At 51.7% G+C, this 12,575-nt stretch carries 10 protein-coding genes; 5 read left to right on the top strand and 5 right to left on the bottom strand.

Annotated features, from left to right (window positions below):
* The first annotated feature begins 929 nt into the window (after positions 1-929).
* The 3 genes from cls to ACJA3I_RS05080 all read left to right on the top strand — a co-directional run bounded on the left by cls (position 930) and on the right by ACJA3I_RS05080 (position 3,664).
* Positions 930-2,474, top strand: coding sequence for a cardiolipin synthase (cls, locus tag ACJA3I_RS05090; RefSeq protein ID WP_458863680.1), 1,545 nt, complete (start codon positions 930-932; stop codon positions 2,472-2,474).
* A 31-nt stretch (positions 2,475-2,505) separates the two neighbouring features.
* The gene (locus ACJA3I_RS05085; RefSeq protein WP_458863679.1) at positions 2,506-2,805 is read left to right on the top strand and encodes a hypothetical protein; all 300 of its coding nucleotides are present in this window, start codon (positions 2,506-2,508) and stop codon (positions 2,803-2,805) included.
* A 127-nt stretch (positions 2,806-2,932) separates the two neighbouring features.
* Positions 2,933-3,664: a tRNA threonylcarbamoyladenosine dehydratase gene (locus tag ACJA3I_RS05080; protein WP_458863678.1), complete on the top strand. Its 732-nt coding sequence runs from the start codon at positions 2,933-2,935 to the stop codon at positions 3,662-3,664.
* 174 nt (positions 3,665-3,838) lie between these two features.
* On the opposite strand, the gene ACJA3I_RS05075 is transcribed toward ACJA3I_RS05080, so the two are convergent.
* Genes ACJA3I_RS05075 through ACJA3I_RS05065 form a run of 3 tightly spaced genes read right to left on the bottom strand, consistent with a single transcriptional unit; the run spans position 3,839 to position 7,279 of the window.
* The gene (locus tag ACJA3I_RS05075) at positions 3,839-6,028 is read right to left on the bottom strand and encodes a DUF6449 domain-containing protein (protein WP_458863677.1); all 2,190 of its coding nucleotides are present in this window, start codon (positions 6,026-6,028) and stop codon (positions 3,839-3,841) included.
* Positions 6,003-6,902, bottom strand: coding sequence for an ABC transporter ATP-binding protein (locus ACJA3I_RS05070; protein ID WP_458863676.1), 900 nt, complete (start codon positions 6,900-6,902; stop codon positions 6,003-6,005). The genes ACJA3I_RS05075 and ACJA3I_RS05070 overlap by 26 nt, the downstream gene beginning before the upstream one ends.
* Positions 6,899-7,279, bottom strand: a complete 381-nt coding sequence (locus ACJA3I_RS05065; RefSeq protein WP_458863675.1) for a GntR family transcriptional regulator — start codon at positions 7,277-7,279, stop codon at positions 6,899-6,901. Before ACJA3I_RS05065 ends, ACJA3I_RS05070 begins: the two co-directional genes overlap by 4 nt.
* A gap of 219 nt (positions 7,280-7,498) precedes the next feature.
* Here ACJA3I_RS05065 and pepD point away from each other — a divergent pair, with 219 nt between their 5' ends.
* A complete protein-coding gene (gene pepD, locus ACJA3I_RS05060) occupies positions 7,499-8,956 on the top strand; it encodes a beta-Ala-His dipeptidase (RefSeq protein ID WP_458863674.1) in 1,458 nt (485 codons plus the stop codon).
* An 11-nt stretch (positions 8,957-8,967) separates the two neighbouring features.
* Positions 8,968-10,164, top strand: coding sequence for an MFS transporter (locus ACJA3I_RS05055; protein WP_458863673.1), 1,197 nt, complete (start codon positions 8,968-8,970; stop codon positions 10,162-10,164).
* A 53-nt stretch (positions 10,165-10,217) separates the two neighbouring features.
* On the opposite strand, the gene ACJA3I_RS05050 is transcribed toward ACJA3I_RS05055, so the two are convergent.
* The gene (locus tag ACJA3I_RS05050) at positions 10,218-10,691 is read right to left on the bottom strand and encodes a YbaK/EbsC family protein (protein WP_458863672.1); all 474 of its coding nucleotides are present in this window, start codon (positions 10,689-10,691) and stop codon (positions 10,218-10,220) included.
* A 54-nt stretch (positions 10,692-10,745) separates the two neighbouring features.
* Positions 10,746-12,542: an ABC transporter ATP-binding protein gene (locus tag ACJA3I_RS05045; protein WP_458863671.1), complete on the bottom strand. Its 1,797-nt coding sequence runs from the start codon at positions 12,540-12,542 to the stop codon at positions 10,746-10,748.
* Positions 12,543-12,575 lie beyond the last annotated feature (33 nt).

Genomic DNA, 12,575 nt, shown 5'->3' with positions numbered 1-12,575 from the left:
TCGTTGGATGCAGGGGCATCTCCCCGCATCTGTTGTGTATCACAAAAGGTATGTCCGCAATATATTGTATTATCCGTCGCCGTTTCTGTCAATGGCTCTGCTTGCCGTGTCATAGAAAAAGCTTCACAGGAAATTTACACAATTTTTGTTGCATTTGCGGATAGACAAGGTTATAATGATATCTGCAAATAAAAGAAAGGAGACCCTATGTTTAACACAAAGAAAATTATCCCCGCAACCAAAGACCAGGATCTGGATGATTTTATTTTTGGTGACGAAGTCGTTCTTCCCAGCCAGAAATAACTTCCTCCCTTGAGGAAAAGGTTCAGCCGTAAGGCGTTTTTATAAATTTAGCATCACCACTCACACTTGCTTTTTTCTATACAAAACAAAACGGCCAAAGGCTCTGCGATGCAGGGCCTTTTTTATTTACTTTTTTATCGTTTTTTCTACCGCATTTCACAATAATTTCATACATTTTTTCACATTTCATGCTATAATAGATATAATGCATTGCGAAGCAATGGGGCGCGAAGCGCCAGGGGCGCAGCCCGCTGCGGAAATTTCAGCATGACCTTTAAAAAGGTTCTCTTATTATTTTTCATACTATAATGAACGCAGTGCATTGCGAAGCAATGGGGCGCGAAGCGCCAGGGGCGCAGCCCGCTGCGGAAATTTCAGCATGACCTTTAAAAAGGTTCTCTTATTATTTTTCATGCTATAATGAACGCAGTGCATTGCGAAGCAATGGGGCGCGAAGCGCCAGGGGCGCAGCCCGCTGCGGAAATTTCAGCATGACCTTTAAAAAGGTTCTCTTATTATTCTTCATGCTATAATGAACGCAGTGCATTGCTTTTTATGTTCTGCCCTTGCTTTTACAAACCGTTTAAAAGACCGGCCCGCGCGGCCGCAGCAGAAAGGAGATTTGATTGAAAAAATATTTAAAACGCGTTTTTCAACTTATCACACACCGTTCTGTTCTGGTCAGCGTTTCGCTCTTGCTGCAGGTCGCGGTTCTGATCGCCGTTACCACGCGATTCAGCCGCTATTTCATTTATTTTTATGCGTTTTCCATTGTGATCAGCCTTGCCGTTGTGTTGTGGCTGATGAACAGCAACTATAATCCCGCTTTCAAAATCGCATGGATCGTTCCCATCTTGCTTTTCCCGATCTTCGGCGGCATATTTTATCTGCTTCTGGGCGGGAACCGGCTTAGCCGAAAAACCAAGCGGCGCATGCTGGGCATCCAGCGTAAAACCGCCTGCACACTGCCTTCCAACGATCACCTGATCAACCGCATCGCCCATAAAGATCCCTATGGCGCGCAAACGCTCCACTATATCCAAAAATATGCCTATTCGGCCCCCTGCGAAAATTCATGGAGCAAATATTATGCTTTGGGGGATCTTGCTTTTCCCGATATGCTCGATGCTCTTCGCCGCGCCGAGCATTATATCTTTTTAGAATATTTCATTATCGGCGACGGCGTAATGTGGAATTCGATTTTAGAAATTTTGAAAGAAAAAGTGCGCATGGGCGTGGATGTGCGGGTCATTTATGATGATTTCGGCTGTTTGATGACACTGCCCCATGATTATTCCGCACAGCTGAAAAAGCTTGGCATCCGCTGCCATGTGTTCAACCCGCTGTTGCCGTTTCTTTCGCTGCATTATAACAACCGCGACCACCGAAAGATCATGGTGGTGGATGGCCTGATCGCCTTCACGGGCGGCATCAATCTCGCCGATGAATATATCAACAAAAAAGAGCGTTTTGGCCACTGGAAAGACACCGTGGTGCAGATGCAGGGGGATGCAGCCTGGAACCTGACCGTGCATTTCCTTTCAATGTGGGATTATCTTGACAGTGTAGACGAAAACTTCGAAGAGTTCCGCCCTCATCAATCGCCGCCCCATCTGCCCCAGAAGGGTGTGCTTCAGCCCTTTGTTGATAACCCGCTGGATGACGAGCCTGTGGGCGAAACCGTTTATCTCAACCTCATCAACAAGGCTACGCGCTACTTATATATCAACACCCCCTATCTGATCATCGATAACGAAGTGCTTACGGCGCTTTGCGCGGCCGCAAAAAACGGCGTGGATGTGCGCATCTGCACACCGCATATCCCCGATAAATGGTATGTGCATTCCGTCACCCGCGCTTATTATGAAACGCTGGTTCGCCATGGGGTGAAGATCTATGAATACACCCCCGGGTTCGATCATGCAAAAACCTTTGTTTCCGATGATATCATCAGCGTGATCGGAACCATCAATTTGGATTACCGAAGCCTTTATCTTCATTTTGAATGCGGCGTGCTGCTTTATAACGCCCCTTCTGTTTTAGAAGTTCGCGATGATTTTTTAACAACGCTTCATCAATGCACGCAAATCACTTTAACCGATTGCCGCAGTGTGCGGCTTCCGCGTCGTTTGGGGCGCGCCGTTTTAAGAACGCTTGCCCCGCTGATGTAAAAAAATATTTCTCAATATGGAGGGAATTATTATGAAAAAAGGAACAAAATTCGTGCTTTTCACCGCCGCTGCCGGCGCCGCCGCCTATTGGGGCTCTAAGCTGGTGCAGCAAATCCGCCGCCAAAACGATGAACTCAACGAAATGATCGAAAACGCCACTTCTCAGGCAGACGAAACCGAAGATTACGAAGATATCTGCCGCACAGCGCCTCATTGCGAACCCAAACCGCAGCCGGAAGCGCCCGCAGAAGCCGCCCCCGAAGAAGCTTCGGCCGATGAAGCCGCCGATGAAGAAGCGAAAGAAGATCACGAAGATCATCAGTCTCGCTGATCGTTTTCTTATTTCCATTTCAAAACAAGCAAAAACCGGTTCTCAAAAGAACCGGTTTTTCTTTTCCTTTTTTCCGTTCTATGCTATGATAAACGGGAATTTATTCTCTATTTTGTGAGGTTTTTCTATGGAATCGAATCGTTTTGCCCGTGAAGCGCTGCTGATCGGCCCCCAAGGTGTTGACCGCCTGGCGCAGGCTTCCGTTTTGCTGTTTGGCGTGGGGGGCGTAGGCTCTTTTGTTGCCGAAGGCCTTGCCCGCGCCGGCGTAGGCCATATCACCCTCTGCGATAACGACACCGTGGCCGAAAGCAACTGCAACCGCCAGCTGATCGCGCTGCAAAGCACACTGGGGCGGCAAAAAGCCGAAGTGATGGCCGAACGCATCCGCGATATCAACCCACAGGCCGAAGCCACGCCTGTCTGTCGTTTTTATCAGCAGGAAACCGCTTCATCCTTTGATTTTTCGAAATACGATTATATCATCGATGCCATCGACACGGTTTCTTCCAAACTGCTTCTGATCGAAAACGCCTTTCGCGCCGGTGTTCCCGTCATCAGCAGCATGGGCACCGGCAACAAGCTGGATCCTTCCCTTTTCCGCATTGCGGATATCACCAAGACTTCGGTCTGTCCTCTGGCGCGGGTCATGCGCCGCGAGCTGAAAGCCCGCGGCATCGCCCACTGTAAGGTGCTGTTTTCCACCGAGCCACCTTTGGTTCCCCTGCCCGCCGCCGAAAACGACCGCGTGCACACAAGCCGCCGCCAAACCCCGGGCAGCATCTCGTTTGTGCCCTCGGTGGCAGGGCTGATGATCGCCGGCGCCGTGGTCACCGACCTGCTGGAAGAAAAGCATTCCTAACCGTTTACCCCTTCTTCCTCGCCTTCTTCCTCGCCTTCTTCCTCGCCTTCTTCCTCGCCTTCTTCCTCGCCCTTCCCTCTATTTTCTTGTGGGCAGATTTGGCGGTTCCGTTTTATTGCCGCAGCAAGCATAAAAAAAGCAGAAAAACCAAGTGGTTTTTCTGCTTTTTTGCGGTTATTTAACCGTTTTTAATGCTTCCATGGGGAATTTCCCTGCCGGATAGACTGCAAAGAACGAAGAGAACCGATCGTTGTTTACATCGAATCTGGTCTTCAGCGGATCTCTTTTAAAGAACGGATCCATTTGGCCCATCTCTTCGCTGACGGCATTTTTCAGCAGCAGCGCAATGCTCTCCTGATTTGTAATGGTGATCTCCTGATAATATTTATCCGTCGCGGCCGGTAAAGCTATTTCGGTGTTGCCTTTATATTCCACAATATCTTTCCAGCCATAATTATCGTTGCTCACATAGGCCGCGCTGATATCTTCGGGCAGCAGCGTAAGCGGTTCCCAAAGCCCTTCGTTTTTCAAAACGGCGATGGTCTGCGCGCATTGGGGATAAACCGGCAGGCGCTGAAAATCATTGGTTTTGTTATCCGATTTTCTGAAATTCTCATCCCATGAAAAATCGATATAGGTCAGCGGCGGATTTTCCTCCATCTGTTCGGCTTTCACCTGTTCCAGCTCTTTCAACAGGATATCGGCCAGCTGGCGCGCCTGTGTGCCGCGCACAAAGCCGCCGTATTCCGTATACTCCTTTGTGTCGCCCCGGCTATAAAATTCTCTGTTGCCATTATAGATGGCGGCGGCTTTCACCTGGGAAGTGCCGATGGTATAAAGCGGATATAAAAAGCTGCGGTATTCGGGGGTGTCATACAGCTGCTGCAAATAAGGCAGCGCACCTTCCCACCGGATGCCGCTATATTGCCGGTAGATCTTGCGGCCGCTGGTTTTTTCATAGCAGACCGTCATTTGGGTGGAATCATTATTCCATGCGCCCAGGGAATCTGCATCTTGAGGTTCCGGGTCGGCGGTAAGTTCGCCTGAACGGGTTTTCGTTGCCAGCTGCAGCAGCATATGGATCATGGCAGGGTCTTCGATCTTTGTGTGCTTCAGCCTTCGCTCCATATCCGATTGCTCCAGTTCATCCCGGCTGATATTCTTTTGCCAGTCGAACTCATTATATTGATTGAGCGCGTTCACATAAACGGAAATCGATTTCAGCTGATTCTCTTTAGGAACAAAATCATCAAAGCGGTCGGCGTTATTGACAAGCAGGGCAAAACCCGCCCCGAACGCCACGCAAAACACCACAAGCCCTTTCCAGTGGCAGAACAGCTGTTTAAAATCGGAATGATAAATGATCTCGATGAGACAGTGAGAAAGCACGGCGCCGCAGAAGAACCCGAAGATCATCCACCCGCCCCGATAGTTATAACCCACTGCGCGGAACAGCTCGCCGGCGCAAAGGGTGATGAGCAGCACCGTGATATATTTGATGACGGATGCCGGCGCGGGGAACGCCACCGCTTTGCCCGCGCTTTCGGAAGAACGGCGGCAATACATCCACAGGCTCACCGCGGAACAGGCCAGCGCAAACACGATCCACCACAGGATGCCGTTCAGCGAGCCCGTCATGCTGTGAATGCTCCACAAGATCACCTGCCCAATGGGCGAAACCACCGAAAAGGCGCGTTCCAAAACAGAATCGGCCAGATAAAAGGTTTCAAAAATGCGGTTCATATAAACCACCCAGATGGCCACGAAAGCCGGCGGCAGGATGAGGAACACCCCCGTGCAGCAAAGCCCCGTCACCATGGTGCCCGCCATCTGGTGCGCCAGCAGGGTGATGGCATAGACCGCAGCGAAAATCACAAGATTCCCCGCCAGAGATTTCAAAATGATCTCTGCCGAAAGGATGCGGCCGCAGCCCATACTGAAAACGATCAGCAGCGCGATGAGCAAATTGCTGAAATAGGCGATCATCATGCTCAAAAAGCCCGCAAGATAAGAAGAACCGAACAGCGCTTTGCGGCTGATGGGCAGAGAATGATAAAAATCCACCTGTTTTTTCTGGTGCATAAAACGGAACATCGCCGTGGCCGCGATCACCGCCATAACGGCAAGCAAAATCCACACGCCGAAATTTTTCAGGCTGAACATCTCCTGCAAAAATTTCCGGGCATATTCCAGATCATAGCCGTGGGGCGATTCCGCGGCTTCCAGATAACGCTGCACGCCATAGACCGCGGGCACGGGCAGGATGAAAAAGCCCAGAACCGTAAACAGCGTGGTCATCCAGGTGTTCGACCGCAGCTTTTCATGGATCATGCGGCGATCAAAGAATAAGCGATTTGATGTCATATCCGCACACCTCCGTTTCACTGATAAAGATTTCTTCAAGGGATAACGGCAGAATTTCAAAGAACACAGGGCGCATCTCTTGAAGCCGCTTTTCCACCGTTTCGCGGTCGGCCCGGGCCGTGATGGTATAAAGGCTGCCGCGCTGCTCCATCTGCATGACTTCCAGCGGCGCGAAATCTTCTTTCTTCATCGCGGTGTCGAAAACGCATTGCAGCTTGTGGATGCCCAGTTTCATGTCATCCAGATCTTTCGAAAACAGAATGCCGCCGCGATGCAAAAGCCCCACATGATCGCAGATATCTTCCAGTTCGCGCAGGTTATGGGAAGCGATCACAGGCGTCATGTTCCGCTCGGCCACATCGCCGGCGAAAATGGCCTTCACCGCCTGGCGCGCCACCGGGTCGAGCCCGTCGAAGGTTTCATCGCAAAACAGGTAATCTGTCATGGCGCAAACGCCGCAGATCACCGAAACCTGTTTTTTCATGCCCTTTGAAAAAGTGTTGATCTTTCTGTTTTCTTCCAGACCAAAGCTTTTCATCAGCTTATGGAACCGCTGCTGATCGAATTTGGTATAGATCTTGGCATAAAAATTCTTCATTTCCGCCGGTGTGGCATTGGGATAGAAAAACTGTTCATCGGAAATATAAAAGAATTTCTCTTTGATCCTGGTGTTTTCAAAAATGCTTTCGCCATCGATCTCGATGCGGCCGCTGTCAGGCTTTAAAATGCCCGCCGCCAGCCTTAAAAAAGTGGATTTGCCGGCGCCGTTGCTGCCGATCAGCCCAAACACACTTCCGTTTTTGATTTCGGCCGAAACACGGTCGATCGCGCGGATCCCGCCGAAATTTTTCGATACATCCATTGCCTGGATCATGCTTTGTTGCCCCCCTCATCCGTCATTTCTGCCAGCCATTGGCGGATCTGCTGCGGTGTTTCACCCAGCTGCATGGCCTGCTTCACCAGTTCATAAAGCTCGCTGTGGATCGCGGCCAGTTTTTCTTTTCTTAAACCCTCGGCGTTTTCGGCAATGAAATTGCCTTTGCCTTTCACGGTGTAGATGACCCCGCTTTTTTCAAGCAGGGAATAGGCCTTTTGTATGGTGTTGGGATTGATGGAAAGTTCCATGGCCAGCTGGCGAACAGAAGGCAGCTGGGCATTTTCGCCCATAGTTCCCTTGGCCGCCAGATCTTCGATCTCGGCGACGATCTGTTCATAAATGGGCCGGCGGTCTTTATAATCGATCGTGATCATTCCTACTCCCCTTTCTTTAAAATTCTGTACTATGTGTATTAGTACACTTATATCTTTATTATAAATCTTTTTACAAAAAAGTCAACCAAAAAACAGCACGCAATTCTTATACATATCACCAAAGCTTTTTCTCGCCATAGACAGAACGGAGAAACATAGATATAATAAGAAATAGATTTTGATAAGCCGCGAAACCATGCGGCTTCGGGAGGTTATTTTATGCAGTATATTCTCAGTGAACACGAGCCCCGGGCGGCCCTTCGCTATTTTGAAGAAATCAGCGCGATTCCCCGCGGTTCGGGCAATGAAGAAGCGATTTCCGATTACTTAATGGCCTTTGCCGCGCAAAATGGTTTGAATGCTTACCGTGATCAGGCCTGGAATGTTTATATCACCAAGCCCGCTTCAAAAGGTTATGAAAATCTGCCCCCCATCGTTCTTCAGGGGCATACCGATATGGTATGTGAAAAAAATCAGAATGTAGAACACGATTTTAAGAAAGACCCCATCCAGCTTGTGCTGGAAGGCAACATCCTTCGCGCAAACGGCACCACGCTGGGCGCGGATAACGGCGTGGCCGTTTCCTGGATGATGGCCATTCTCACCGATGATTCTCTGATCCATCCCCCGCTGGAATGCGTTTTCACGGCCTGTGAAGAAGTGGGGCTCATCGGCGCGCACAATCTGGAATTCGACCGCATCAGCGGCCGCCGCCTTTTGAACCTGGATTGCGGCCCCGAAGGCACTTTCTGCTGCGGCAGCGCCGGCGGCCAGGTGACCGACCTTGTTTTGCCCATCCACCGCGAAACCATGCATGGCATTCCCCTCACGCTGCGCCTGCGCGGGCTTTCCGGCGGCCATTCGGGCGGCCTGATCCACAAATATCTGGGCAACGCCAACCAGCTGATGGCGCGCATCCTTTATAATGTTTTCCGCAGCACCCATTGCTGTGTGGCGCAGATCGACGGCGGCGACAAGGCCAACGCCATCCCCCGCGAATGCGACGCGCAGATCGTGCTGGAATCCACCCAGCTGCAAACCGCGCTGGATGCGATCAAAGCCACCGAAAAGGCCATCGCCGGCCAGCTGATGCCCCAGGATTCGGCTTTCCACATTGAAACCGAAACCGCGGCGGCCTGTGATATTTCGGTGATCACCTCGCGTTCCACCGATCTGCTTTTAAGGCTGATGACGCTTGTGCCCAACGGGCCGCAGCTTCGCGACCTGACCATGGATAACCGTGTGGTGGCTTCTGAAAACTTCGCCAGCGTGCACACCGATGAAAAGAATGTGACCCTCGTGATCTCCATGCGTTCAAGCAACGATGCTTATCGCGAAGATATGGCTCTGCGCCTTGAAACACTGGCCCAGTTCGCGGGGGCGGCGGTGCGCCACCACGATGATTATGACAGTTGGGAAATTGAAAAGCATTCCGCCCTGCGCCAGACGCTTTTGAACTGCTATGAAAAACTCAACGGCAAAAAAGGCAAGGTGGTGGCCACCCACGGCGGCCTGGAATGCGGCATTTTCCAAAAGCGCCTGCCCGGTGTGGATCTTGTGACCATGTGCTGCAATTCCAGCGGCGCCCATTCCCCCGATGAACGGATGGAACTGGATTCTTACGCCCGCTGCTATGAACTTTTGAAAGCTGTTCTCCGCGAACTTTGCAACGCTTAGGGGGCTTTATTTTGAATTCTGCCACTTCCCTGAAAAAGATCAGCGCGCCGCGTTTTTTCACCCTGATCGTGCTGATCTCGCTGGCTTCCAACTTTGTTCATCCCGTCACGCCCACGCTGTTTCAAAACCTGGGTCTGCCCGATCACATGTTTGGAACCGCGTTTGCCACCATGGCAACGGCAACCTTTCTGTTTTCGCCCATGTGGGGGCGCATTTCCGATAAATATGGCAAAATCCCCACCATGGGCATCACCGCCACCGGCTATGCGCTGGGGCAGGTGATCTTCGGTATCTCTTCCACCTGGGTGGGCATTCTCATCGGCCGCTTCGTGGCCGGCGGTTTTATGGGCGGCTTCACCGTCACTTCCATGGCCTATGTGGTGGATTTCACCACCGAGAAAAACCGCTCGCGCTATCTGGCTTATCTGGCCGCGAGCCAAACGCTTTCGGGCTCTTTCGGTTATCTTGTGGGCGGGCTGATCGGCGATCATTCCATCTCTGCCTGTTTTGTGGCGCAGGTGGCCGTGATCGTCACCTGCTGCGCGGTGATGCAGTTTATTCTGGCCGAACCGCAGACAGAGCGCCATCCCTCGCTGGAAAAAGCTTCGATCAACCCGTTCAAAGCGCTGATGGATGCCCGCAAGGTGCTCACCGCGCCCATGCTGGTGTTTTTGGTCTCTGTGTTTTTCACCAGCTTTGCCAGCATGGCCCACGACAACGCCTTCAATTATTTCATGAAAGCCGAACTGAATTTTCCGCCTTCTTATAACGGTTTGGTCAAGGCCGTGATCGGGCTGATCGCCCTCACCGCCAATTTCACCGTGAACATGTGGCTGGCTGCGCACACCAATCTGCGCAAATCCATCATCGCCGTGTTATCCATCTGCGCCGCAATGCCCTTCGTCTGCGTGATGATGAACAGCGCTTTCTCCATCGTTGTGGCCAACATCATCTTTTTCGCGTTCAACGCGGTGTGGCTGCCCATGCAGCAGACGCTGGCGGCCCAAAACGCTTCCGCGCAATCCAGCGGTTCCATTGCGGGGCTTTACACCGCCGCAAAATCGCTGGGCATGATCGGCGGCCCTCTGTTCGCGGGCTTCATCTATGCCTATAACAGCAAACTGCCCTTTGTCGCTTCGGGCACGGCGTTTGCCATCGCCGCCGTGATCTGTGTGGTCAATTACCGCCAGTTTCAAAAAGCGAACTAACGCGCGCCATAAAACATAAAAAAAGCAGAAGGATTTTTTCCTTCTGCTTTTTTCTATCTTTCCTGTGCTTTGCAAACATCCACCCAGCCTTTGGCCGCCGCATAATCGAAAAGCTGATCGGGCGTCAGCTCAATGGCGCTGTTCCCGCTGCCGCAGGCGGGAAACACGGTTTGATATTCTTTGAGAGAATCATCCAGATAAACTTCCACCCCTTCGGGGTTTGCGAAGGGGCAGACACCGCCCACCGCATGGCCTGTCAGGGTTTCCACTTCTTCCGCGCCCAGCATCTTGGCCTTGGTGTGGAACCGCGCCTTATATTTGGCGTTGTCGATTTTCCTGTCGCCCGCGGCCACAATCAGAAGCACCTGCTCGGGCCCATGGAAAGAAAGAGTTTTGGCGATGCGCCCTTCTTCGCAATTCAGCGCTTCCGCCGCCAGCTTCACCGTGGCGCTGGATTCTTCAAATTCGAGGATATCATGTTCTTTTCCGAATGTTTTAAAATAGGTTCTTACCTTTTCAATGGACATTTCAACAGGCCCTTTCTCTTTGATTTTTCCAAACGGCAGCCGCACCGTTATGTTTTATGATTCTTTTTGTTCGGCTATTTTTTCCGCCAGTTCGTTCAGATACACCCAACGGTCGGTCTTTTCTTCCAGCAGGCGCTCCAGTTCTTCTTTCTGCGCCGTCAGCTCTTCCAGCTTCACATAATCCGCCGCGTTTTCCGCCAGCGCCGCCTCACATTTTTTCAGGCGTTCTTCAAGCCCTGCGATCTCTTCATCGATCTGTTCGAATTCGCGCTGTTCTTTGAAGGAAAATTTCAGCTTCTGGGGGGCTGCCGGGCGCTCTTTTCTGTTTTTTTCGTTCTGGGGTTCCGCTTTCTTTTTTTCGGTTTTTTCGGTCTCGCGCCGTTTTTCGGCATAATCGCTGTAATTGCCGGTATACCGCAGGATCTTTCCGCTGCCATCCACTTCAAAAATGGTGTCGGCGATTTTATCCAGAAAATAGCGATCATGGGAAACGGCGATCACCGCGCCGGGGAAATCTTCTAAATATTCTTCCAGAATGCCCAGCGTTTCAATATCCAGATCATTGGTGGGTTCATCCAGCAGCAGGATGTTCGGCGCCTGCATCAGCACCGCCAGCAGAAACAGGCGGCGCTTTTCACCGCCGCTCAGGCGGCCGATGAGCGAATATTGAAGGTCGCCGTCAAACAAAAAGCGTTCCAGCATTTGCGAAGCCGAAAAAGTGCCTTCGGCCGTTTCCACCTGCTCGGCGATCTCGCGGATATAATCATAAACGCGCATTTGCGGATCCATTTCGCGGCCTTCCTGGGTGAAATAACCGATCTTCACCGTGGCGCCCCGCTCGATTTCGCCTTCATCGGGCAAAAACCGCTGGGCGATGAGGTTGAGCAGGGTGGATTTTCCGGCCCCGTTGGGGCCCACGATGCCAATGCGGTCGCCGCGCAGGATGCCATAGGAAAAATCTTCGATGACCTTTTTTTCGCCGAAGCTTTTGCTGATATGCGAAAGCTCGATGGTTTTGCGCCCCAGGCGGGAAGACAGCGCGGCCATCTGCACCTTGCTTTCTTCTTCGGGGGCTTCCTGCGCCGATAGCGCTTCATATCGCTCGATGCGCTCGCGGCTTTTGGTGCCTCTGGCCCGCGCCCCGCGCATGATCCACTGGGCTTCGCGCCGCAAAATCGATTGCCGTTTGCGCTCGCCCGCTTCTTCCATTTCGGCGCGCTGGGCTTTCAGTTCAAGATATTTTGAATAGTTGGCTTCATAAGAAAACAGCTTGCCCCGCGAAAGCTCGGTGATCTTGGTGGCCACATGCTCTAAAAAATAGCGGTCATGGGTGACCATGATGATGCCGCCCGAAAAACGCATCAGCCATTGTTCCAGCCAGGTGACCATTTCGCTGTCTAAATGGTTGGTCGGTTCATCTAAGATCAGCACATCCGCGGGATGGATGAGCGCCGCCGCCAGCGCCACGCGCTTGCGCTGGCCGCCCGAAAGCGTTCCCACCTGCCTGTCGAATTCGGTGATGCCCAACCGGGTGAGCATGGTTTTTGCCTCATATTCGGCCAGCTGGCGAAACTCGGCGGGATATTGCAGAAACACCTGTTCCAAAACGGTGGAGTTTTCTTCCATCACAGGGTTTTGGGGCAGATAAGAGATCTGCACATTGGGGTTCCGCATCACCGTTCCCGCATCCGGCGCTTCGGCCCCGGCCAAAATTTTCAACAGGGTGCTTTTGCCGGTTCCGTTTCGGCCGATGATGCCGATTTTCTCTTCTTCCTGTAAATAAAGCGAAGCGCCGCTGAGCAGCTGCTTCATGCCATAATTTTTTTCTAAGTTTTCGGCTGAAAGTAACATAAATTCTCCTTTGTTTTCTCTGTTCACAAAGAA

This window comes from Acidaminobacterium chupaoyuni (assembly GCF_047936785.1).
GTDB classification, from domain to species: Bacteria; Bacillota; Clostridia; order Oscillospirales; family Butyricicoccaceae; genus Acidaminobacterium; species Acidaminobacterium chupaoyuni.
Note: the sequence above shows the minus strand (reverse complement) of the source record. Positions and strands in the feature narration are given on the sequence as shown.

Excerpts from the sequence above, each read along its gene's own strand:
- ACJA3I_RS05085 (WP_458863679.1), top strand. The coding sequence starts at position 2,506 with ATGAAAAAAGGAACAAAATTCGTGCTTTTCACCGCCGCTGCCGGCGCC.
- ACJA3I_RS05080 (WP_458863678.1), top strand. The coding sequence starts at position 2,933 with ATGGAATCGAATCGTTTTGCCCGTGAAGCGCTGCTGATCGGCCCCCAA.
- ACJA3I_RS05075 (WP_458863677.1), bottom strand. The coding sequence starts at position 6,028 with ATGACATCAAATCGCTTATTCTTTGATCGCCGCATGATCCATGAAAAG.
- ACJA3I_RS05070 (WP_458863676.1), bottom strand. The coding sequence starts at position 6,902 with ATGATCCAGGCAATGGATGTATCGAAAAATTTCGGCGGGATCCGCGCG.
- ACJA3I_RS05065 (WP_458863675.1), bottom strand. The coding sequence starts at position 7,279 with ATGATCACGATCGATTATAAAGACCGCCGGCCCATTTATGAACAGATC.
- pepD (WP_458863674.1), top strand. The coding sequence starts at position 7,499 with ATGCAGTATATTCTCAGTGAACACGAGCCCCGGGCGGCCCTTCGCTAT.
- ACJA3I_RS05050 (WP_458863672.1), bottom strand. The coding sequence starts at position 10,691 with ATGTCCATTGAAAAGGTAAGAACCTATTTTAAAACATTCGGAAAAGAA.
- ACJA3I_RS05045 (WP_458863671.1), bottom strand. The coding sequence starts at position 12,542 with ATGTTACTTTCAGCCGAAAACTTAGAAAAAAATTATGGCATGAAGCAG.